This is a genomic window from Flavobacterium magnum (assembly GCF_003055625.1).
Lineage (GTDB): Bacteria > Bacteroidota > Bacteroidia > Flavobacteriales > Flavobacteriaceae > Flavobacterium > Flavobacterium magnum.
Genome location: NZ_CP028811.1, coordinates 609,258 through 634,352, shown reverse-complemented (window position 1 = coordinate 634,352; position 25,095 = coordinate 609,258). Strand labels below are relative to the sequence as shown.

13 protein-coding genes are annotated in these 25,095 nt (G+C 49.1%); 6 read left to right on the top strand and 7 right to left on the bottom strand.

From position 1 onward, the window contains the following. Positions 1-47: 47 nt before the first annotated feature. Complete coding sequence (locus tag HYN48_RS02450) at positions 48-2,906, bottom strand: zinc-dependent metalloprotease family protein (protein ID WP_108369623.1); 2,859 nt, start codon at positions 2,904-2,906, stop codon at positions 48-50. A gap of 166 nt (positions 2,907-3,072) precedes the next feature. Between HYN48_RS02450 and HYN48_RS02445 the strand changes: the two genes are divergently transcribed. The 4 genes from HYN48_RS02445 (at position 3,073) to HYN48_RS02430 (ending at position 6,818) form a co-directional block, all read left to right on the top strand. After that, on the top strand, positions 3,073-4,011 hold the full coding sequence (locus tag HYN48_RS02445; RefSeq protein WP_108369622.1) for a bifunctional riboflavin kinase/FAD synthetase: 939 nt from the start codon (positions 3,073-3,075) through the stop codon (positions 4,009-4,011). Between the two features lie 151 nt (positions 4,012-4,162). Beyond that, positions 4,163-4,615, top strand: a complete 453-nt coding sequence (locus HYN48_RS02440; RefSeq protein ID WP_108373289.1) for a hypothetical protein — start codon at positions 4,163-4,165, stop codon at positions 4,613-4,615. A 140-nt stretch (positions 4,616-4,755) separates the two neighbouring features. Next, complete coding sequence (gene bioB, locus HYN48_RS02435; protein ID WP_108369621.1) at positions 4,756-5,844, top strand: biotin synthase BioB; 1,089 nt, start codon at positions 4,756-4,758, stop codon at positions 5,842-5,844. Between the two features lie 107 nt (positions 5,845-5,951). Then, complete coding sequence (locus HYN48_RS02430) at positions 5,952-6,818, top strand: cupin-like domain-containing protein (protein WP_108369620.1); 867 nt, start codon at positions 5,952-5,954, stop codon at positions 6,816-6,818. 47 nt (positions 6,819-6,865) lie between these two features. Here HYN48_RS02430 and HYN48_RS02425 read toward each other — a convergent pair whose 3' ends face one another. Beyond that, the gene (locus HYN48_RS02425) at positions 6,866-15,877 is read right to left on the bottom strand and encodes a choice-of-anchor D domain-containing protein (protein ID WP_108369619.1); all 9,012 of its coding nucleotides are present in this window, start codon (positions 15,875-15,877) and stop codon (positions 6,866-6,868) included. A gap of 370 nt (positions 15,878-16,247) precedes the next feature. Between HYN48_RS02425 and HYN48_RS02420 the strand changes: the two genes are divergently transcribed. Both HYN48_RS02420 and HYN48_RS02415 read left to right on the top strand, forming a co-directional pair. Beyond that, the gene (locus HYN48_RS02420; protein ID WP_245946016.1) at positions 16,248-16,724 is read left to right on the top strand and encodes a regulatory protein RecX; all 477 of its coding nucleotides are present in this window, start codon (positions 16,248-16,250) and stop codon (positions 16,722-16,724) included. A 215-nt stretch (positions 16,725-16,939) separates the two neighbouring features. Next, complete coding sequence (locus tag HYN48_RS02415; protein WP_108369617.1) at positions 16,940-20,260, top strand: hypothetical protein; 3,321 nt, start codon at positions 16,940-16,942, stop codon at positions 20,258-20,260. 78 nt (positions 20,261-20,338) lie between these two features. Here the strand turns inward: HYN48_RS02415 and HYN48_RS02410 are convergent, their stop codons facing one another. The 5 genes from HYN48_RS02410 to HYN48_RS02390 form a co-directional block, all read right to left on the bottom strand. Next, entirely contained in the window at positions 20,339-21,493 is a 1,155-nt protein-coding gene (locus HYN48_RS02410) for a beta-ketoacyl synthase N-terminal-like domain-containing protein (protein WP_108369616.1), read from the bottom strand. 27 nt (positions 21,494-21,520) lie between these two features. Then, positions 21,521-22,792, bottom strand: coding sequence for an adenosylmethionine--8-amino-7-oxononanoate transaminase (bioA, locus tag HYN48_RS02405; RefSeq protein WP_108369615.1), 1,272 nt, complete (start codon positions 22,790-22,792; stop codon positions 21,521-21,523). Next, positions 22,789-23,406, bottom strand: coding sequence for a dethiobiotin synthase (gene bioD / locus HYN48_RS02400; protein ID WP_108369614.1), 618 nt, complete (start codon positions 23,404-23,406; stop codon positions 22,789-22,791). Before bioD ends, bioA begins: the two co-directional genes overlap by 4 nt. 57 nt (positions 23,407-23,463) lie before the next feature. Then, complete coding sequence (locus HYN48_RS02395) at positions 23,464-24,606, bottom strand: aminotransferase class I/II-fold pyridoxal phosphate-dependent enzyme (RefSeq protein ID WP_108373287.1); 1,143 nt, start codon at positions 24,604-24,606, stop codon at positions 23,464-23,466. 205 nt (positions 24,607-24,811) lie between these two features. Then, a complete protein-coding gene (locus HYN48_RS02390) occupies positions 24,812-25,006 on the bottom strand; it encodes a cold-shock protein (RefSeq protein ID WP_108369613.1) in 195 nt (64 codons plus the stop codon). Positions 25,007-25,095: the final 89 nt, after the last annotated feature.

Genomic DNA, 25,095 nt, shown 5'->3' with positions numbered 1-25,095 from the left:
AAAAAGCGCCTTCAATGAATGAAAGCGCTCACTTGTATGTTATCAACTTATTTAACTACGATCCTCCTGATGGCTTTCTGCGCGCCATCGGAAACAGACAGCAGGTAAACGCCGGCCTGTGCGTTTGGCAGTTGGATACGCTCATCGAAGTTAGCACGTCCGGGATATTTTTGGTCAAAAATCACCCGTCCGCGCATGTCGTAGACCATTATCTGGATGTTTTCTGAAACCAACCTGTCCGATTGAATGTTGAAACTGCCGTTATTCGGGTTCGGGTATAGGCTGAAATTAAAAACTGCCGGTTCTTCAACTCCTAACGTCCCGGTAGTAAATTGTGATACAGTTGAATAAGATCCCGCACACGCACTAAACCTGGGCCTTACACGCCAGAAATATGTGGTGTTTGTGTTAAGCGAAGTTTGGAAACTGTTTGAGGTTACTGTCTGATTCGCCACAATATTTACGAAATTTACATCGGTTGCAAGCTGCACGTCATAACTGTCCGCTGCGAACGAGTCTTCAGTCCAATTCAGCACGACATTGGTCGGTTGATTAGTCGAGAGATTCACGGGGCTCACGGGACTAACTACGGAAAAGAATATTTCGGATGCCGTCAAATACAGGTTTACCGTTTTGGTTGTGGCGCCTGATGTTGCAGTGACCGTCATTGTATAAAAGCCGTCGGGCATTCCTGATGTATTCGAAACGGTCATCGTTACACCGCCGCCCGCATTTACCGGATTAGGCGAGAATGTCACTGTAGATCCCGGTGGATTTCCGGTGACGCTGAATGTTGTATTTCCGTTAAATCCTCCCAGGGCAGCATATGTCAACGGATATACGATAGTGCTTCCTGCACAGGCAGTCTGGTTTTGTTTGCCTGCGATGCCTGCAATTGCGATAGAGAAACTTGATGGCGGACTTGAAATCGCGAAGTTCGCGTTGGAGACATCATAGAAGATATTGTCAGTCGCGCGCACCATAATGCGGTTGCTTGAACCGATCAGGTTTGGAATTGTCACGATCTCTGAACCGTCATTTGGCACACCGCTTGCCAATAGCGTCGGAAATGTCGATCCTGAATTGCTCGACATATAAATATCCACAAAATTACAATTGATGCCATTGGATGTTGTACCGGCGACGTCCCAGGTTATCGTCTGGTTCGAGCCCGCGACGAAAGACACTGTTGTGTTCGGGGCAGTTACCACAAACGGGCCAACGTTGGCTGTGGTTACCGTGATATCCTCTCTTTGCGTTTGCCCTCCATCCAGTAGATTGTTATCGCGTACGGTGAGTACAAAATTCATAGTCCTGGCCACAGAAGGCACTACTTCGAAATTTGGTGTGATGTTGTTCGCCAACACGCTGGAGAGCAATGGCATATATCTTTCCGGCGAAGCGGAAGGTGGCCTTGACCGGAAATTAGGGCCGCCGGCATTTGCAGCCACCGGTGGAGCTGACTTCGCGGCTGTATTTTCATTCCAACGGTCATTCTCTTCCCAGCAATAGGTAAGCGTGTTGCCCTGGGCATCAGTAGCGTTTCCTTTTAAAATGAATGGCGTGCTTTTCGGAATTGTATAGTTCGGAATCGGCTTAATGACCGGAGGTGAATTGGTCATGGCGACGTTAGCCGAACAATTTCCGCCGGATGCCACATAGCTGTCGATTTCCTGGATGCTCATGAAACTGAAATGGGCGTCAGAATTGTTCTGCACATTGTTCACGTTATTGCAAATTCCTGCATACGCCATGATGGTGGTTCCGCTTCCGGGCTCGACTGCGGTTGGCAGGTTTTTATTCGTTTCACAAGATCCGCTTCCGGTAAAGTCGGCATTAAAGGTATGGTTGCCGCCGAACTGGTGTCCCATTTCGTGGGCAACATAATCGATATCGAAGGCGTCGCCAACCGGAGCCCCTGAACCTGTCACACCTTTGGCTTTCTCAGCACTGTTGCATACACTGGCCCGTCTCGCAATGCCTCCGCCTCCTGTTGAGAATACGTGCCCAATATCGTAATTGGAATTGCCTACGTTGGCGTCTACGAAACTTTGATTCTGGCCGAGCAACGAGCCGCCGTTGGTGTTGCTGAAATTGTCGGACGTAATGTTGATCAGTACGTCATTGTTTGAAATCAGGTTCATGTGTATGGCCAAATCCCTTTCGAAAACGCCGTTTACCCGCGCCATTGTGACCACCATCGCAGCCAATACGGCAGCCTTTTTCTGAGCCAGGGTTCCGCTCGAAACGCCTGCGGCGTTAACATGGAAATCAGCGTATTCTGTCGTGCAGGAAAGAGCCAGCCTGTACGTGCGGAAAATTTGCGTGCTTGACTGCGTGCTATTGGCATCGCGGTGCTGATCGTCCGATTTTTCATCCATAAAACACTCAAACGCAGGCGGAGTCAGGATGCTGCCCCTGTCATACACCATATACTTGTTAAGGTCATTGGTGTAAGGTTCTATGAACACATTGTTGTGGTTCCCTGATAATGTCATGGAATGCAGTCCGAACAGCGTCGTGGTAAAGCAAATCGTGGCTGCAGCATCATCGGCGCCGATGCCGACATACGACTTAATATCGGGATATTTTGCTGCCAATGCGGGATCCATTACAGCCGATTCGAAAACCCTGTAGTTTTCCAATACGCCGGTTTCATTCGGGAATTGAAGCAATACGCCGTCTTTTATTTTATTGTCTTTTCGGTCAGGTGCACCTGCCAATCTTGATTTCAGCTCCGCCATATCAAGCGTAAATACCTGAAATTTGGAGGGAACCGATCTTTTAACCAGTTTTTCAGATACGGGCGTTTTGTCGGACTCGATTTTTGTCCACAAACGGCCGCCCTGGCCATAAGCGCCAAAGAATAAATTGAAAAACAGGAGTAGGAGTAATGTTCTTTTCATCGCGTAAAAGTTTAATTGTCAGTCAAATTTAATAAAATTTGCCAAACGGCAGTTTAAAATCCAAGGTTTTTAAGAAATCGCGCATTTGATTGGCAATGGAAATTTTAATTTGATAAATGACTGTAATTTGGGCAGATGCTCTAAATTTGCAGTTAAATCGACCAGCTTGAAAATCTTTAATTCCATCGATGATTTTACACCCGGAAACGGCACTGTAATGACGCTCGGGACTTTTGACGGGGTGCACCTCGGCCATAGGAAAATCATCGAACGGCTGCTGCAAAGCGCCCATGGCGGCCTTGAGACGCTCATACTCACTTTTTTCCCGCATCCGCGGATGGTGCTCCAGGATGACAATGACATCCGGCTGTTAAATACGATTGGTGAGAAGTGCGGACTGCTCGCCGAAACCACCCTGGACAATCTCGTCATCCATCCATTCGATAAAAATTTTTCAAGACTCACTGCCGAAGCGTTCGTGAAGGACATCCTCGTCGGGAAATTCAACATCCGAAAGATCATCATCGGGTATGATCACCGTTTTGGCAGAAACCGTACGGCGGACATCAATGACCTGATCCAATTCGGGGAAGCCTACGGATTCGAGGTAGAGCAGATTTCACCGATCGAAATTGATGAGATTGCCATCAGCTCCACCAAAATCAGGAACGCATTGCTTTCAGGCGACATTGCCTTGGCAAACCAATACCTCGGATACGAATACTTTTTCAGCGGGACAGTCGTTAGAGGCCGGCAGCTGGGTCGTACCATAGGGTATCCTACGGCCAACTTCCACATCAGTGAAACCTATAAACTCATACCGGCAATAGGAATTTATGTAGTGCGCAGTATCGTTAACGGGCGTATGGTTTACGGCATGATGAGTATTGGCACCAATCCTACCGTGGGTGGAACGACGCAAACCATTGAGGTCCATTATTTCGATTTTCAGGATGACTTGTACGGCGCTGACATTACCGTCTCCATATGTTGTAAAATACGGGACGAGGCGCATTTTGAAAGCCTTGAACTGCTCCGGCAAAAGCTCGATGAGGATCGGGAATTTTCATTGCGTTATATAGCTTCCAGATCGTCAGGAAGTTAGGTAAAGATTCCAGCAATATCGACACTATTATTAAAAGTTTGCCAAAATGGGAATTTTGTAAGACCATTGAAAAGCTTTGCCCGGATTAATTCGTAATTTTAGGTTGAATTTAAGATGCAAAATCTTTCCAATAACCAAAAACCGGATTATCATGAAACTATCTAGAGAATTTATCAATGGATTTATTATTTTCCTAGGAATAGGAATTTACTTTCTGATCATGGACGCCCTTGGGCTTTCGGGTCATTTTTACCTGCGTGTGCTGAACGTATTTATAGTAGTATATGGTGTCAACAGGACGCTGAGCCAAAATTACAACGAAGGCATACGCGGGTACAACACCAACCTGATTTCGGCGATCATCACCTCCATGATCGGAGCTGTGCTGAGTATCGCGGGATTGCTTTCGCTGATTTATTACAAAGGCGGCGAAGCCTACCTCGAAAGCCTTTCCGATGAATTTTTGTTCGGGGGCGGCGAAGCCTCAATCTACACCTATTGCATCGGATTGCTTTTCGAATCAGTAGCGGCTTCGATGATTGTTTCTTTCTGCCTGATGCAGTTCTGGAAGAATAAGGTTGAGAAGATCAACCGTGTAGATTAAAAAAGTGCGTCATTAAACATACTGAAGACCGTATTTTGCGGTCTTTTTTTATGGTTTGCCGGCACATTTAAACTTTGCTGCCCGATGTTTTTCCGTTCGGGGCGAATTCGTTATTTTTGAACCAACATTAAAACAAGTGTATGAGTGTTTCAAGAAACGACTGGACAAAAGACGAAATCATCGCAATCTATAATAAACCCATGATGGACCTGCTTTTTGAAGCGGCCACCGTCCACCGCCAATTTCATGACCCAAACGTTGTGCAGGTATCCACACTGCTCTCAATCAAGACCGGTGGATGCCCCGAAGACTGCGGCTATTGCCCACAGGCAGCACGGTATCACACGGATATCGAAGGAAACGATTTAATGACCGTAAGCCATGTTAAAGCCCAGGCATTGCGCGCCAAGGCGAGTGGTTCGTCGCGTGTTTGTATGGGAGCCGCATGGAGGAATGTAAAAGACGGCCCGGAGTTTGATCAGGTTTTGGAAATGGTCCGGACAATCAACAAACTCGATATGGAAGTATGCTGCACATTGGGGATGCTTACCGAAAATCAGGCGCAACGGCTTGCGGAAGCCGGCTTGTACGCTTACAACCACAATCTTGATACGTCAGAGGAATATTATAAGGAAGTGATCTCGACACGCGGATTTGAAGACCGCCTGCAAACCATAGAGAACGTGCGTAAAACGAACGTTACCGTATGCAGTGGCGGGATTATCGGAATGGGCGAAAGCATTGAGGACCGTGCAGGCATGCTTGTCGCGTTGGCTACGTTGAATCCGCAGCCGGAATCGGTGCCCATCAACGCGCTTGTTGCTGTGGAAGGCACGCCGATGGAGGATGAAAAGCCGGTAGAAATCTGGGAAATGATCCGAATGGTCGCCACCACCAGGATTGTCATGCCGCAAACGCAGGTCAGGCTTTCCGCCGGAAGGATGAGTATGAGCCGGGAAGGTCAGGCGATGTGCTTTTTTGCCGGAGCCAATTCAATCTTCGCGGGTGATAAATTGCTTACAACACCAAATCCGGATGTGAACGATGACATGAAAATGTTTGACATGCTGGGGCTGATTCCGCAAAAACCTTTCGTAAAAGCCGCCCAACCTGAAACCGTGGAAGCCGAACAGTCGAAATTTTCGGCGCTTGGCGAAAAGCCAAAATGGACGAGGCCAGGACACACAATCGAAAGAAATATCGAAGCTTCGCAAAAGTCGAAAGTCTGATATGTTTCGGTTTTGTTAAATTTATATAATTAAAATATTGGTTTTTTAACTTTGCCTTTGACACCATCAAAGGCATTTTTAATTTATTTCGTTTTCAATCTTCTCATATGAGTCTGAACTTAACCCAAATTGAGCGCGTAAAGACCATCACCAAAAAAGACTTTTACGACAACTATGTAAAAAAACAGAAACCCGTCGTCGTGGAGCAGCTCATCGAGGATTGGCCGGCGTTTACCAAATGGGATCTCGCTTATATGAAGGCTGTGGCAGGGGATAAGATTGTGCCATTGTATGACGACCGCCCGGTCTCGCACAAAGAAGGTTTCAACGAGGCGCATAAGAAAATGAAAATGTCCGATTACGTCGACATGCTGCTTTCCGGCCCTACAAATTACCGTATTTTCCTTTACAACCTGATGAAAGAAGTGCCCGTATTGAAACTCGATTTCAAATGGCCCGATATGGGTCTCAGGCTGATCAGGCAATTGCCGATGTTGTTCTTTGGGGGCGAAAACTCAAAAGTCTTCATGCATTACGACATCGATTATTCAAACATACTGCATTTTCATTTCCATGGAAAAAAACGCTGTGTGATATTTCCGCAAAGCGAAACCCGGTTCATGTACAAGGTACCGCACGCGTTGATTGCACGTGAAGACATCGATTTCGATAACCCAGATTATGAGAAATGGCCCGCTCTGAAAAACGCCCGCGGACTCGTATGCGATCTCAGTCACGGTGAAATGCTCTACATGCCGGAAGGGTACTGGCACTATATGAAGTACCTCACGCCGGGATTTTCGATGAGCCTGAGGGCTTTCCCGCGGAATGCGGCCAATCTGTCCAAGGCAGTGTACAACATTCTCATCATGCGCCATTACGATGTGTTCATGCGCAAATGGAAAGGTCAACAATGGATTGACTATAAAAATGAGCAGGCCATCATCCGGACTAACAAAAACCTCAAGAAATAAAAAAGCCCATCAGTTATGACGGGCTCTTTTCAGATTCAGATTTTATTTCAGTACACAATTTTTTTCGTCACCGTAGTTCCATTATCAAGCGTAATCTTAACGATCAGCGCCTGATGGTTCAGTACAATATCGCGTGCTGAAAATTCATGGGTTTGAAGGTCGCCCTTCTCAAACACTTTTCTTCCCGCAATATCAAATACAGCTACCGCCGATATATTTTCTCTTACAGATTTTATTGAAAGCAAATTCTTATTCACGGCCACAGCTACATTTTCGGATTCAAAGGTATCGGTATTCAACGTGCCGTTGGTGTACCGCAATACAAAACGGCTGTCGAAGGTACCGGCATCGGTGGTGAACTGATACGGCGCGGCATTCAGGTCATGAATGATGCCGAGCTGCAGGTCTTCAACATAGATGTCCTGTGCATTTGCAAAAAATCCCTCGGTGCTGTCGAGTGTTATGGTGTAATTGCCCGGATTGGTGACGCGCAAGCCCAGCGGTACCAGATCGCTGTCGGTGAACGGCACTGCCCTTCCCTGGATCACGAGCGTTTTTTGATCGGCCAATGAATAAAAATTGACTTCATTCGACGTAATGCTGTTGCCGTCAAACAGGTTGTCATAACCATTGGTAGCACCGTTGACGTAGGCTACGAGCATCTGGCGGAACGCATGGTTGTCATTGCTTAGGTTCAGCCATAATTTCCCTTCATCAGCAACGGTTTGCGATTCATTGCTGTTCCTGAAAAATTGCGTATTGTCGGCAGTAGTGCGCACCCGCATGCCGTTGTTGAAAGTAACATTGTAATCTTCCAGCAGTACGGCAAAGAATCCTTGGCCGGACGCGATTTTTCCTGTAGGCTTCAGATTGTCATTTGACGAAAAATCAGTGGAAGCCTTCACACCCGTCGCTCCCGAGAGATTCCAGGTTGCATAATCGTTGGTGTTGTATTCTCCTCCGGTATAAACGGTGGAAGAAGTCCAGAAGTAGAGCGTCCCTCCAATCTTATTCAGGTTTGCCGGATCGGTAATGAATGAGGACGCATAGATTGCGGACGGGTACGGGTTACCCAGCAATATCGAGTTACCCGATGATGGCGTCACCCCGTCGTAGCTGTCGCCGGGCACGGTCACCACGCCGTTGTTTGGCGTCCCGTTAAAGACAAAATTCTGCCCCGCTCCCTGTCCGGCCGCGCTTACGCGGGTAATGAAGCCGCGTCCCGGGGTGGTTGCTGCCATTCCATCCCAGTAACCGTCGTAATTACCGTTGAGATTCCATTCATACGCGGTGTCAAAGCCGGATGGCAACTGAGGCAATGCGTTTTCCTGGACTGGTGTGCCCCAATATACATAATCATTCTCCACCATTGCCCTGCTGATCCTCGTCGCGTAAATTTTTCCTGTGTCGGAAATCCCATCATTGATTTGCACCAGGTTGCCGTTATTTTTTACATCAATCGCATTGTCAATCGTATTGATGGCATTGGTCACTGTCAATAATTTGTTGGCGTCAATCTGTAAGGTCGATGCAGTAACCGTTAAATTGTTCCCGACCAATATCTCCGAAGTGCCCGGAATCGTCTTCGTGCCCGTACCTGAAACCTTCAGGTTGTAATACGATGGTGAGAAAGGCGTAAGGCTTTGGTTTGCACCGGCGTAGTCGATGGTGGAGCCGGTTTCCAGTGTAATTGTCGGGGAATTTGTATTGTCGATTGCTGTTGAGGTGGCGCCGCTGAAGCCGTTGGTATTGCTCATGCTGAAAACAGCGCCGTTTTTAACGGTAAACGTAGTGCCCGATTGCATCCTGATGCCGGTATTGGCCGAAGAAGTCGAAACATTGCTGCCGCTAACCACAATATTGGCATAATTGATTGGCGCGCCCAAGCGGATCAACGTTGCCGACGTACCGTAAAATTCAATCTTCGAAGTGGTACTCAGCGAGTAGGTGCCCGATGGGTCCGGTTTGCTCCCGGAGCCGCTGTTTTTATACTGCGAGGTATGGGTCATTGTCAGGTTGGTGCCACTGCCACCCATATTAAAACTTGCCACGTCAAGCACGACATCGTTGGCGACGGTTACTGTTCCGGTGATTGTGCTGACGGAAGATGAAATCGTCTTGGTCCCGGTGTTTGAAAACGTGAGATTCCTGTAGGTTCGCGATCCCCTCAGTATCTGTGACCCGGCACCATTAAGCTCGATCGTTCCGCCGTTAAGGTTGTATGTTCCGGACAATCCATCAAGGCGTGGAATCAAGTCAGTACCCGATGATGATAATGCTGCAACCTGGTAGTAGGTGTTCGACTCCATCGTCAAACCGCCGGTGCTGCCGATAATGTAAGACGAACTGGTTTCTATCACCTGCCCTTTTTTAAGGTTTAGAAGTCCCGGGGACGTGATTGAAGTGGAGTTGGTGAGCGACAATTGCAGTGTGTCCGCATTCAGTTCACAAATAATGGACTTGCTGTTGGAAGCAGTCGTGATGCCGTCTCCCGTGACCTGGTTTGCCTTCCCGATGTAATGGAACGTGGACAGCGCCTGGGTGTAAGTCCTTGTGTCGGTCTGCACGTTGCCACTCCCCGACGCCGTGATCCCCGAAGGCGATGTGATTTTAAGAGTGCCGCCGGAGTTCAGCACAAAAGCGGTTGTCGCACTGGATGTGGTTTCGATGACATTCAGGGCTGTTGTTCCGGAAAATCCAAAATCCATGGTAGCGCCTGACTCTACCGTGATCGACGAGCTGTCGGCCAGTTTCCAATCCTGGTTGATAATCTGAACGTTGGCACCACTTTTTATAAAGAATTTATACCGGAGCATGTCGCTGGTGTTCACCACGGCGTCCACGGTCTGTGCGGCGCTTCCCAAGAAATTGAAAGAGATGTTTGCGCTATTGGAGTTGGAATTCGTCATACGGCCCGAAAGCAGTTTCTTAAGGTTGCCTTTCAGGTTGATTTTGGTTGTGGCGCCACTGGTGCTGTTTGCATCCATCACAAAAAAACCATTGTTTACCGTAAAATTTCCGTCCACATTCATGGTCATCACATTTGTGGAAGTACTCGAGACGTGAAACCTGAAGTCGCCGGTGCCGTCTTTCGTAAAATTGCCTTTCACATTAAGTGTCAGTGCACCGTTGCCCACCTGCCCCTGAATGTTTCCGCTGCCGGCTGCATACAAATCGCCGCCGATAGTCAGCGTTGAGGTATTGCCCGAATAAAGGTTGATGTTATCGGTTTCCTCGTTGTAAATCTCGAAATCCCGGTGGGTAAGGTACGCGCTTACGTTTTGAGGGAAAACAGTCCAATTGCCCGCCAGTGCGCCTGAAGCAATGTCGATGGTAAGGTAACCAAACATCGCGGAAGCACCCGCAAAAGTCGTCGTGGAAACAGTCGTGCTGGCATCAAAAAGCCTTTCACTGTTGGTCCATTTTGTAATGTTGAACCACGAATCTTCGTGGAAAATTTCCGTACCGTTCCAGATCCCTGCCGTGGAATGGTTTGTCCACGTACCTGAAACTTCGACGTAGGCGTTATTTTCCACCTCAAAAGTCGATGCGGCACTTCTCAGGAAAGAGGATCCTGAAATCCACATTTCCGCATTTTCACGTACTATCAGGCTCGAACTGCCCAGCATCTCAAACGCGCCGCTGCAGTCAAAAATTCCCTTCTTGACCTCCAACGTTTTTCCCGAAGCGATGGTGAGGCCAGGGGAATTGCTGGCAGCCGTTACCACAGTGGTAGCCGTTGGCATATCGATATAGATATTATTGTAGGTGCCTCCTCCGGCAAAGCTAACCCCCGAGCCGCTGGTTATATAAATTGTGCCCGGCTTTGTTACCAGTGCTTCCGGCCCTTCCGTAGCGCTGCTGCCGGTTACGTCTACCCAGGAGGAACCATTGTATTTTTGCCACGGGCGCACACCCCCTGAAGCGGTGGTCGAGTTAAAATAGATGATTCCAGAGAAAGCCGGATTCGTCCTGTAATCACCGGCAACGCTTGTAATTGCAGTGATGTTAAAGGCTGAAGAATCGACGCTGTTGCCCGTCGCCAGCCCTGTCGTGGATGCTGTTAAAATTAAACCGGTACCCGCAACCGTATGGGTCAGCGAAGCGAACGTCGCAAGGCCGGACGCTGCAGCCGCACTTACCGGCGTTCCGCTGAGTGTGCCGGTAGAGGTGACGCTGACCGTCCCGGTGTAATCGAGGTCGCGATTGCCGTTTACGTCCACACCCGCTACCGTTACCGACGGCGACATGGCTGCATTCACCGTAGTATTAGACGGTTGCTGTACGATAGCCAGGCGGTCGGCCACGACGACAATCCTATTCCGGTTAGAGGTGGTGCTGGACACCACGCTTGCAAACGACCCGAACATTGACGAGGTATTGGTCCCGGACGCGCTCACATTGGCGCTGGCTATCGTCACCTGAAACTGTGTATTGTCGGTTACTGCCGATGTAAAGGTTACTCTCAGCGTAAGGCCTGCTGAACTGCCATCGGCCGCAGTAACATTGGTGCCTGACAATCCGCTGAACGCTATCGTGCCTGCGCCGGTATTGATTGTCGGGGAGGCGTTTACCAAGGCGTTTCCGCTGAAAAGTGCCGCCGTACGTATCATCGATGTATTGCTTACGCTAAACGTGATACCACTCAGGATTGTCGGCAGGTTATCGGCATCTGCGGAAGCGCCGCCATCGCGTACGTCAAACTTGAACAAATCGATTGAGTTTGAGGTATTGGTAATGGCCGCAGCCTGGTAATCCTTGTACGCAATGTTTGAATTGTAAACGTATCCGGAATTTGCAATGATATCACTTGCCACGCTCGGCGTACCTATTCCGGTGACGGCGAAAGTGTAAGTGCCCTCATCCGAATCGTTGTTGGAAATGCTGACACTGGCTGTTTCGGCAGTGTAGGCGCCAGAGGTGTATGTAATCTGGAAGGTCAGTGAGCCATTGGCCGCCACGGCTGCCGCAGCCGGCTGCGTGGTGACTGCAAACGATGAGGACCCGCTGAGTTGTACACGCGGTGTGCCCAATAAATTTAACGCAGATGCCCCCGTATTTTTTATGGTGTAGGTACGCACTACGGTACCGCCATAAGTCACGCTGCCGAAATCGGTATGGTCGGCCGCAGAGGGTGTACTGTCACCATTGGCAATCGAAACGCTGTTACCCAAAACATCGATTTCAGGTGGTGACAATGGGTTTCCACCCGTGAAGTGGTTTGTCGCAGGCAGTGTCGTCAGCCCGGTGACAGAGACCGTATTTGAAGCGAGGGTACTTCCGAGTATCCAAGCGCTGCCGTCCCAACGTCCGGAATCACAAGAGGTTTCCGTTCCGTTAATATCAGAACCGGACCCAATGTACTGGCCCGAAAAATTATAGGTTGGTGAAGTAATCCCGGATGCCGATACCGCCCAGTAACGGGAGATATAATTCGTCGGCGCACTATTGTTCGGGTGCTTTGCATCAACGACTTTCACTCCTGCGTAGGCACTGGTGAAACTGCCGGCAGTGAAGTTTAATGTGGCCGGACTGTACTCTGCAATTACGGTATTGTCTCCAACAGGGTATGTAAATGATCCCGTTGCGGCGTAGCTTTTCCTGAATTCACCACCGCCGTCCGCGATGGCAAAGCTGTTGGATGAGCCGCCCGTCACGGTTGCTGCAGAGGCCAACGTCAGGTTAAATGAGGCAAGGTCAATTAACCCATTGGTCAGTACCAAAGCGGTATTGACAGCCAGATCAGATCCCAATACGGCACCCACAACGCCGTTTTGCCTGCTCATGGTTAAGGTACCAAGCGTTTGCGAACCGGATGTAAACCGAAGTGTCCCAACGCTGCCCATTCCCAGTAATGTCAGGTTTGATGACGCGCTTCCTTTAAAGGTTCCCAATCCGCTGATGCCGTTATTGATGCCGGCATTCCCAAGTGTAAGCGTCCTGCCGTTGAGGTCAAACACGTCAGCCGCACTGTTAAAGTTAAGCAAGCTGCCCGTGGAAGTCGGAGCAAGGGTCATATCCGCCCCTACAAGTTGCAGCGTCGTACTGCCTGTGGCGGGCTGGAAGAAGATGTAGTTGAAAGTTGAAGGCCTTGCTACAGGTGCTGTGATTGTCTGCGTACCGTTTTTAGTAAAATATACCGCCCTGTTGTTCGCATTGAAATTATATGTTCCGGTAAAGCTGATGTTGCCGCCGACTTTAAGGTCACCACCACTCGTCCCGGAAAGGTTCATTGTCGCCGATCCCCCTTGACCCAGAATCAGGTCGCCACCAATCGTCAGGGGTTGTGACATGGCGCTGCTGCCACTCATACGCATTTCGGCGCCGTCATCGATTGTCAGGTTTCCGGCTAAAGCCCTTGCTGTAGCGGCACCGCCATTGGCTCCGAGATCCAGTATGGTCGTGTTGCTGATTTGTACATTGTTCGGGTATCCTTTGGTCGTGCCGATTGTCCCCGCTCCGTTGGCGTTCCATTCGTTGTAGCGGCCGTACACACTGTTCGAACCGTTATACCAGTATCTCAGCGTGGAACCGGCACCATAGACCGGCGGGCTGTTCACACCACCGCCAGCGTTGAGTTGCAGCGTCCCGTTGATGTAGGTATTTCCCGAGCCGAAGTCCATCGCTGCATTGGTTACGTGCACGGTCAGCAGGTTTCCAAAAGTCAGGGTGTCGGTACCCGAGTTGTTATAATACACTGACTTATTCGCGTTGATGTTGACCTGGGCTGTCGCAGCGGACGTGATGCTGCGGGCACCTCCCGATACGTATATTCCCCCTCCGGCATTGTTGAGCGTAAGGGAACGCCCGTTCAGGTCGAGGCTTCCTGTATTTAGAAGCTGCAGGACGTTTCCGGAGCTGCTGTTGATGGTGATGTCGGTAGTGGCATTCACTACGGCATTTCCGGTGGATTTATTAATGATGAGGTAGTCGAAATACACGATGCCGCCGCCGGTTTTTGTAATTGACTGGTTCCCGGCTGATCCATTGAAGGTGACTGCCCGGCCGTTATTGGTTTGTGTCGCTGATGCTCCGATAGTCCAGTCGCCCGCCACATTGACATCACCACCGGACACGGTGGAAAGCGCTAGTGTTCCCGAAGATACGGTTACATTTCCTGAGACGGTAGTAGCCGCCGTTGCCTGATTCATGGTGTAATTACCTCCGCTGATGTTCAGGTTTCCGGTAATGCTGACGCCCCCGGATGTTTGCGCCATGTCATACGATCCGCCGGAAACATTGAGATCTCCGGTCACGGAGACACTTCCTGTCGTTTGGTCCATATTGAGGCTGCCACCGGATACATTGAGGTTTCCGGCCACAGCGGTGGTGCCGTACGGTCCGCCTCCGCTTCCGAGGTATATGGTGCCATCGCCCACGCTGAGGTTGCCGCCGATTACCCAGTTCCCCGCAGTGCTTCCGGTTCGGGACAAATACTTTCCATTGGTATTCATCGTGAAATCGTAAGCTGTTATGGGTCCGAAAGCGGTTACATCCGATGCGCTGTTGAATACGTAACTGTTGCGGCTGAAGGGTGGCGTACCGCTGCCAATCGTCGTGCTGCTGACCGTATAATAACGGCTGTATCTGGCTGCTGTCCCGATGTTCCCGCCGGCATTTTCTGATGGCAACTGCGCATAGACAAAACCACCGGAGCTCGTTACATAGGAAAAGAAATTGAAAGCTGAGGGCATGCCGCCGATCACAGACCATGGAATAGAAAACTCCCTGACCGTGCCGGTGTCGGCGTAATTGCCGAAACCACTCGTGGCAGCGCTCCATCCGTTGCTGCCGTTGGCCGTCCGATATTCGCGGTAGCCATTTTTGACATACAATACCAGATCGGCACGGAATTGCAGTTCAGCAAAATTGGTATTGTCGTAGCCTTGGCCAATATTGGTGCCATTTGCGTTGGTGCCGCCGTTCACCAATGTCTGCGGATCCTTGTCGAGGTACATTACAAAGCCTTCACTCAACGAGGCTCCGGTTACCCCGACGTACAGGTTTGTGGCATCCCATTTCATATAAGTTACCGAACTGCCTGAGGTTTGCCGGTTGTTGCCATCGGTGTGGTTGCCGTATTCGTTAGCTGAAATGGTGCCGTCAACTGCGAAGCCGCTGCCGGTCGTCGCGGTAATGACACATGAATTTCCGCTTGTGGTTGGGATTGCGTTGACTGCACGAACCCGGTAATAATAGGTTGTCGTGGACGAAAGTCCCGTAACGCTGTAACTTGTAACGTTCCCTACATTCAAATCGGAGTATCCCGAAACGAACGAAGAAAAATCGGATGCCAGAGACACATCAAGCCGGTAAGAGCTTGCGCCGGTGACGGCACTCCAATTGGCGCTAAACCCGCTGCCCGTGATGCTGCTGGCCGCTGACGCGACAGGTCCGCGTAAAAAAGTAATAAAGTTCGTGTTGTTCGTATTGTTTCCGCTGCCCAGTGTGTAGCCGGTACCGACAGTAACTCCCGAGGTCCCGAGGTTGAAATCACCAATCACTGACGACGCGTTGTCGACAATTGCGTAGCTGCTGGCGGTCGACGTAGTCCCGATTTTGGTTCCTGTGGAGATATTCGTCCATTGCGTTCCCGCTGCGCCTGCCCTGAGCGTGTGAATGTTGTTTGCCGTTCCTGCGGCCGTGCCGCTTTTGATCATGACCATGTCGTTCGTACTGATGTCGAATGATCCTCCGCCTGCGGTAAAATAAGTGGTATTCGATAGTCCGATGTCGAGGCTGAAATCGTTACAGGCCACGCTGACATCGCTCGCGGCAGTGGAACCCTGTCGTAAAACGATCAGTGTTCCGGCCCGAAGGCTGCTCCACAATGTATTGGTCGTAAACTGGAAGCTGCCCCCTGCGTCATTCGCATTGCTGCCGGAGAAATCCTTAAGCCATAAACCCCGCATATCGGTATTGTCGGCGATGACGAGTAATTCCACTATGTCGGTCGTGCCGCCGGAGTTGAAATACTTATTAATTACAACACTTTGGGCAGATAATTTTCCGAGGCATAAAAAGCACAGCGACAGTAATAATAAAACCTTAATCTTCATAAATAATCATGTTGGGGAACATTGGTACTACCCGCATGATCATCTTTTAATGTATGGGTTGGATCAATTTGGGGGAAGTAAATTTAGAGACAAACATTTCATTTCACAGCATCCCTTTTTAACTAATTTTTAACTTCTCGTTGAACTGCTTTTTTTGTCGGCTAAATGCACGAAATCGCGTAGAAACGAATTGTAAACGAGCATCTTAAAACGTATTTTCGCTCAGCCGGTCGTGCTCAGGTTACTGCAATATTAAGCTGTCGTAAATTGAATATTACGGCAGTTGGGAAAGGTGTCAGATCCGGTCCACAACCGGGAATAAATGCATCACATACATTCCAGTTATTGGCTCATTACGTATTTTTGTACCATGTACAACAATCCTGCGCTATCGGATGCCATTAAAAAACTGGAGCGCTTCTGCGCATATCAGGAGCGTTGCCATCAGGAGGTGGCTGAAAAATTGCGTTCATTTACGCTGAGTGCTGACGAGAAAGGAGAGGTGGTCGTTCACCTAATCCAAAATGATTTCCTGAATGAAGAACGCTTTGCAAGAAGTTTTGCACGGGGGAAGCACCGCATCAAAGGCTGGGGATTCCAGCGTATCCATAATGAGCTGAAAATGCGCGGTATTTCTGCATTTAATATCAAGGAAGCGTTACAGGAAATTCCTGAGGAGGAATATGCAGGCACTTTCGAGAAGCTGGCGGAAAAACAATGGCAGTCGATCAGCGAAAAAAACACCCTGAAGAAACGCAGGAAATTCTGCGACTATTTTCTTCGCAGGGGTTTCGAAAGCGATCTGGTGTATGCCAAAGCCAAACAACTTGAGAGTGCAGCACGCTGAAATAAGCGTTTAATACACAGCAATTTACCGGAAAAAATGTTAAAATTGGCGAAATCGTTTTCGGTAAAAGCGCATTACGTCGGTGTTATTTGATCATTGGTCGAAAACCTTGAAACTTTCACACTTTTTAAAATGTTTTAACTCCAGTCGGCGATATTTTTGTGCAAGCAATAACAAAAGCTATGCTTGCATAGCATTACAAGTGTCCCAATCACATGAAGAAAATTTTACTGTTTTTTATTATCCCTTTTTTAACCCACGCCCAAATCAACGGAACCAAAAAAATCGGAAGCACTACCACAGATGGGGTGCAATACCTTACCTTGGCCTCCGCCATTACTTATGTCAATACTGTAGGGATTAACGGCGCAACCACGTTCCTTATTGATGAAAACCAATCGCTGGTTGCCAATACCCCGCTGATCATCAATCAATACACCGGAAGTGCCGGCAATACGCTGACGATAAAACCGAATACGGGCAAGACCATCACGATTTCAGGTTCGGTTTCCAATGGTGCGGTATTTCAGTTCAACGGCGCGGACAACGTGACCATTGACGGTAACAACGGTACAAGCGACAAGCAGCTCACGATTTACAACACCTTTAACGATTCGGGAAATTCTTATACGGCGCGGGCGGCAGTCTGGCTTTATAACACTGCAAATAACAACAAAGTCAAGAACAGCATTCTGAGGACGAACATCATCGATGCCAGTGCCGGCACCCTGTCTGTCGGAGTGTATTCCGGAGGAAGCGGCCTTGGGAATGCCGCGGATAATTCCGGCAACGAGGTAAGCAACAACACATTTACCACTGTCAAGCAGGGTATATATGTAAACGGCAGCAGTTCGTCAAATGCGAACTGGACCATCAGCAATAACAGTATCGGCGCGGCGACTGACAGCAGTAAGCCTTACGTCGGGATTTATGTAGCCAATGTCACGACGTATACGATTTCAGGAAATACCATTGACGGTGTAAAGAGGCCAAACGGCGTAGGGGGTACGGCATTTCACTCAGGCATTTATGTCACTGGGGCCAGCACCGGGACCATCTCTTCGAATACGCTGACCAATGTTGAAAACGCCTCGGGAAACAACATCTGTTACGGACTGTATGTTTCAGGCTCTTCAACAACAGTGAACGGAAATACCATCACCGCGGTGACTTCAAATTCTACAAACGATGGTAATGCGGGGATTTCGGTTACGGGTGCCAACGCCACCATTCATAGCAACAAGGTGTACACCATTACCATGACCGACAACAAACTCATGAGCGGGATTTACATCAGCGGGAACAATGCGTTGCTCTATAATAACATGATCGGAAATGTAGTATCTGCCGGTGGCGGAAGCCCGGATTCGCAGAGCGGCAATGGTATTTATATTGCCGGCGGGACGTCAGTAAAACTATATTTTAACTCGGTAAGACAGGCGACCAACCAATCCACAGGCGCGTCAGCATGTTTGTTTATTGCCGGGGGTACGCAGCTAGACATCCGCAACAATATTTTTGTGAATGCCCAGACTTCCGGCTCAACCCGATTCTGCGTTTACACTACCGTGACCAACACTTCTGATTTCACCAACATCAATTACAATAACTACTACGCTTCCCAGTACATTGGAAGCTGGGGAAGTTTTTATTCGTCCGGAAATCTTAAAACCACACTGGCCGACTGGAAGGCAGTCACTACCAAAGATGCACAGTCGATTAACGTCAATGTGCCGCTGACAACAGGTTTTACTTCAGCAGTAGACCTGCACCTCGCGAGCGCACAGGCCGCTTTGAATGTGGGAACGGCCATCAGTGGCATCACCACAGATATTGATGGCGACACCAGGGGCACAACGCCTACCCTTGGCGCCGATGAATATTCAATCTGTTCTGGCGGAACCACTACGTGGAACAACAACGGGTGGAGCAATGGCACGCCCAACATCAACATGAAGGCGATTATCGCAGCCGATTACAACACAACGACCAATGGCGGCATCACGGCCTGCGAATTGAAGATAAACAACAATAATACCCTTACGATTACTTCGGGCAAAGTCGTGCAAATACAAAATGACCTGACAATCAATGGAAGCATTGTGATTCAGGACAAAGGGGCGCTGGTGCAAAACAGCGATTCGTCCACCGTAAGTGGAAACATCACAATGACGCGCACGACCACATCGTTGAAACCCTACGACTACACATACTTCAGTTCGCCGGTTACCTCGACCACATTGGCATCAGCCATTCCGGCGTCTGTAGACTATAACTTTTATTTCAATCCGTCGATCTATTATTGGTCTGATCAAAGTACAACGGCTCCGCTGATTCCCGGGAAAGGCTATATCATCAGGGCTCCCGAATCGCTTAATTTCAACCCTACGGCGACGTTTAATGCGGTATTTACCGGCGTTCCGAACAATGGTGTCGTTAACGCATCGGTAACCAAGACCGCGTCCTGTCCTTACAACCTCGTCGGAAATCCGTATCCATCCGCAATCGACGCGGACCTGTTCCTGAGTAATGCCACCAACGCTTCCAAAACTACCGGGATTATTTACCTCTGGACGCACAATACGGCGATCAGCGCGCAAAATCCGGGAAGTGAAACCTACAACTACCTGCAAAACGACTATGCGAAATACAACAAGACCGGATCTGTCGGAAATCCTGCTGCTTCGGGAGGGGTTACTCCTACCGGGAAAATCGCTGCGGGTCAGGGATTTTTCATTGAAATGACCGGATCGAACACCACATCCAATATTGTTTTTAACAACGGGATGCGCGTAAAAACCGATAACGGCAATGGTAATTTCTTCCGTAATGCGATTTCGGGAACGCCCGATGATGTGGTCGAGAAACACCGCGTATGGATCAGCATCGGCAATCCGGGAGGCGCTTACGACGAGACTTTGGTCGGATATGTCACCGGCGCCACGAATGATATGGACTACGGTTATGATGGGAGGACGTTCGATTCCGGAAATTATGTAATGATTTATTCCATCATCGACGGGGAGAAATTGTGCATCCAGGGCCGCGACGTGAATTTTAACCAGGATGATATCATTCCGCTGGGGTTCAAGAGCTCCATCGATGGTCCGTTGACCATTAATCTGTCAAGATTTGACGGTCTTTTCGACAACCAGGAAGTGTACCTTCTCGACAAATATACCAATACGCTGACCAACCTCAAGGAAGGCCGTTACACCTTTACGCCCGCAGACAGTGCTACGGTTGAAGATCGTTTTGAACTTCGTTTCACGAGCGCACCGCTTGGCATCGACAATCCAGCGGCCGATAACAACAACATCCAGGTAATCGCCAAGTCGCAGCAACTGCAGTTCCTGTCTTCAAATGAACAAATTACTGCCGTTACTGTATATGACTTACTCGGAAGGATGGTATACCAGAACAATGCCGTCGACAGCCTCGAATTTGTGGCGACTGTTCCCGCCGCGAGCCAGGCGCTGATCGTCAAAGTGAAAACGGCCGGTACCGAAACGACCAGAAAAGTCATGATGAAATAGCGAAGTTTCGAAGCTTGCTAATGTGATAAAAAAAGCGCTCCGTATCCGGGGCGCTTTTTACTTTATATACGCCACCGTTTATTTTTCCAAAACCACGCTTACCGCGTTGCCGCCAAACCCCACGGCATTTACCATGACCTTTTTTATCGGACGGGTCTGCACCTGTGCTTTCGCAAACGGTACGCCAATGAACGCATCGAGCGCAAGCATCACCAAGGCCAATTCCACTCCGAACATCCCTGAGGCCCCAAAAGTGTGCCCGGTTTTCCATTTCGTCGTGGTCAGTAAGGGCAGCCTGTCACCGAAAACTTTCTGGATTGCTTTGTACTCCGTCAGGTCGCCCTTGATGGTGCCCGGCGCATGCATTACAATCACGGCGATGTCTTCCGGATGGATCTCCCCCAAAGCCATGTTCATGGACTTCTGGAAACAGTCCGCTTCCGCAGAAATTGAAACGCTGTGTTCCAGCAATTCCGTAGCATACCCTATTCCGGCTATAGTGGCCAATGCGTGGTCTTTTTTTCCGGCTTCAAGGCAGCACACCGCAGCGCCTTCGCCTAAAACCATAGTGTTTTGCCGCTTTTCCAGATCCAGCGCGCGGCAGGGAAAATCACCGTGGCCCTTGGCATAAATCTTCATCGCCTGCATCTGGGCAATCGTAAACGGGGTCAGTGGTGCTTCGCTGCCACCAACAAGGAATTTATCTGCCAGCCCCGATTGCAGCCAGGCATAGCCGTTCAGCAGGGCGTGCAACGCTGTTGAGCATGTAATCGAATGCGACACTTCCGGGCCGGTGCTTTGTAAATCGTGCGCCACCCAGGACGAAATATTTCCCAATGTCGTTGCCGGTGATGCCAGGACACTCGACTTTCCGGTCTCAAGGTATTCCGTGAAATGCTTTTCAAACAACGCCGTGGCGCCGCGCGATGAGCCGATATTGATCCCAAAAATGTCCGATGCGTTCCATCCTGCCTTTTGTACCGCATCACGCGACACAGCAATGGCATATAAGACGGTATCGTCGAGCGATTTGTATTTCGGGTCTGAATGCCTTAACTCGATTATTTTTTCCCTCGCTTCCGCAGATAACGCGCCGACGGGAACCACCTGCGAGCCGATATTCTTTTCGGAAAGAAAATGCCTGTCGTCCTGGTAATGCCTGCGGATGGCGTCCGGTTCAAAACCCAGCGGCGATAGCGACGCGATGGCTGTAATGGATATGGTTTTAAGCAAGGCAGTAATTGTTACGTTGCCGCAAAATTACGCTATTTCCAAAGCCTGTTCAACGATTTGATATACTTTTTCCAATTGCGTATCGCTGATGATATATGGTGGAAGGATGTAGACGATATGCCCCACAGGGCGTAAGATTACGCCATTTTGGATAAAGAAATTGTAAAGTTTATTCCGAAGGGTGCCATAGTAACTTTCTGCGCTGTCGATTTTTATTTCCAGGGCAAAAATGACGCCCAGCACCCTCGTCGTACTTACTTTAGGATGCTTTTCTATACGTTCCTGAAACTGAAGGTGTCGCTTGTGTACGCGCGCGATGTGGTCCTGCATCGCAGTTGTCTGCAACAATTCAAGGCTTGCGAGGGCCGCTGCACAACCCGTTGGGTTCGCGGTAAAGGTGTGCCCGTGGAATAATGCCTTGTTGATGTCATCGCTGTAAAAGCCGTCAAAAAGTTCCTGTGTAAAAGTCGTGATGGCCATCGGGATGGTCCCGCCCGTTAAAGCCTTGGACAGGCACATCACATCGGGCTGGTATCTGAGGTAATCGCAGGCGAAGGTTTTACCTGTCTTTCCAAAACCGGTCATGACTTCATCGGCAATCGTAATGACGTTATGTTCTCGGCAAATCCGTATCAGTTCGTCCAGCGCTTCGGGGGCATACATCACCATGCCGGCGGCGCCCTGCACCAAAGGCTCGTAAATAAATGCGGCGACCTGATGGGTTTGAATGCTTTCGCGTAAAGCGGCATAACTTTCGGCTTCGGCACCTTTTACCGGGACCGGAATCCGCACTACATCGATGAACATGCCAGAAAATGCCTGAGTGTAGAACGAGATGCCGCTGGCCGCCATCGCTGCAAACGTGTCGCCATGAAACGCATTCTCAAAAGCTATGATCGTAGTACGTTTTTCGCCTTTATTGTAAAAATACTGCAAAGCCACTTTGATGGCCACTTCGACTGCAGTGGAGCCATTGTCAGAAAAGAATAACTTTTGCTGGTTCGGAGGCAGCATTTCCATCAGCTTTTCGGCGAGCCGTATGGCCGGTTCGTGCGTAAACCCGCCAAAGAGCACATGCTCCAGGGTTGTCAGTTGTTGGTAAATCGCATCGGCAATGAACCGATTGGAATGCCCGAACGGATTTACCCACCACGAAGCGATGGCATCAATGTATTCTTTCCCGTTTTCATCCCAAAGCAAAGCGCCGTCGCCTTTTGAAATCGCGATTGGCGGTGCAGCCGTTTTGTGTTGCGTATACGGATGCCAGAGGTATTTTTCGTCTTTTTCGGTCAGGCTCATAGTTGTAACAATGTATCACGGAACAAATCCGCGTATTCCTGAATCACGTTCTGGTCAAAAAAGGGTTCGTTTTCAATCCTCCCGATACAGCGAATCCCGGTTTTATCCCGGATAATCGATTCGGTTGAAGGGTTTTCATCGCCGTTAAAAATAACCCCGGCAATATTGATTTTCCTGTGCTGTAATGCCTCGACGGTAAGTAGCGTATGGTTGATGCTCCCCAGATAATGCCGTGACACCACAATCACCTTATGGTCCGGTTGGATCAGGTCGGTGACGGTGTGTTGCGCATTTAACGGTACAAAAAGTCCGCCGGCGCCTTCGATAACCAAATGGTTTTTGGTGTCGGGCTCAATGATTTTTTTGATATCGATCCGGACATTGTCGCGTGCTGCAGCCAGGTGCGGACTCGCCGGGGTCCTCAAGGCGTAACTGTTTTCAAAAAAGACCGATTTTGAATTGGATACGAGTGATTTTACCTTGTGTGTGTCCGAATTATCAAGATCGCCGGCCTGTATCGGTTTCCAGTAATCGGCTTCCAACGCCTGTGTAATGATGGCAGAAGCCATTGTTTTGCCGACGTCTGTGGAAATGCCCGTAATGAATAATTTCATAATAAATTGAAAAATTTGAGAATTGCAAAGTTACAAACAAGCGTGCCGGGAAAGGGCTTATGTCAATGTTAAATCGGCAATGTGGTGCAGCAATCGAGAAATCTGGGTGTCCTCGTTGTAACTGTGCAGGCAGATCCGCAGCCGTTCCTGTCCTGCCGGAACGGTGGGTGACAGGATGGCCTTCACATCAAATCCTTTTTGCTGCAATGCCGTGGCGACAGCTTTCACTTTTTCGTTTCCGGGAATCACGGCGCATTGTATGGCTGATTTGCTGTACACGAAGAGCGGTTTCAGGCCCAGCATGGTTTTGACCTGGTTGAAATGGATGATGTTGTTTTTGAGCCGGGCCAAAGTATCGGTGTGCTGCAACTGTCGGTACGCCACGCCGATCGTAGCCAGCGAGTGTGGGGAAAGCCCGGTGGTGTAAATGAAGCTGCGTGAAAAATTGACGAGGAAATTTCTGAGTTCGGGCGACCCGATGACGGCGGCACCATGGCAGCCCAATCCTTTCCCGAAAGTCATGATGCGTGCAAAAACCTGTTGCTGCAATTGCAGTTCCTGGACCACACCGGCACCGTTTTTGCCGAAAACACCCAAAGCATGTGCCTCGTCGACAACGAGGTAGGCCCCGAATTTTTCACATATTTTGGCAACTTGGGCTAAAGGCGGTGTATCACCGTCCATGGAAAAGACGCTTTCGGTGGCCACATAAATATGCGCCTGTTCTGAATGATGGCGCAGGATCAGTTGCCCGAGATGCTCTGTGTCGTTATGCGTAAACTTATATGATTTGGCGTGCGAAAGCTGTATGCCGTCACGGATCGAGGCATGGCACAATTCGTCATAAAATATAAAATCGCCTTTTTGCGGCACACAGCTGAAGAAGCCGACGTTCGCATCGTAACCCGAATTGTAAATCAGTGCCGATCCGGAGTCATGGAATTCGGCCAGGTATTTTTCCGTGGCGTCGTACAGGGGATGATTTCCCGAAATCAGGCGCGAGCCGGTCGCACCATTTTGTGTGAGTTGATGTTCAGTGAGATATTGATGGGTTTCGCTGAATATAGCCTCCGACCTTGAAAATCCGAGATAATCATTTGAGGCAAAATCAATCAGCCCGTTTGGCGAAGGCAATTGCCGGAGCGCATGCTGCTGCCGGCGCGTGTCCATTTTCTGCCTGAGTTTTTCCGGTAATTCCATAGAGGCAAAAATACGGTTTTTGGAAGTGAAACGGGAAGCGGAAACGGCGTTTTTAGCCCTGATGGGAGCGGCATCCTTTTGTCCCGTTTCTTTAGCGGGGCAAAAGATACAGCGGACAGCAGGAACAGCTTCAAAGAAAACCAACAAAAAAAAGCGCCCCGATCGGAGCGCCTGAAACTTTGAAGTACTAATATATAATTATATATTAAAGGACTGTTACCTGGGCAGCCACTTTACCTTTTCTTCCTTCTTCCTCTTCGTAAGATACTTTATCACCCTCACGAAGTTCTTCCGCTTTGAGTCCTGAAGCATGAACGAAAATGTCTTTTCCTGTTTCTTCATCTGTAATGAATCCGTAACCTTTGGATTCATTGAAAAATTTTACTGTACCTGTACGCATTGTGTAATAAAAAATAATTAATAAGCAACAAATGTACTATTTATAATGATATGATAATCAGCGAATGTTAAAAAAATTAAAAAAAAGTT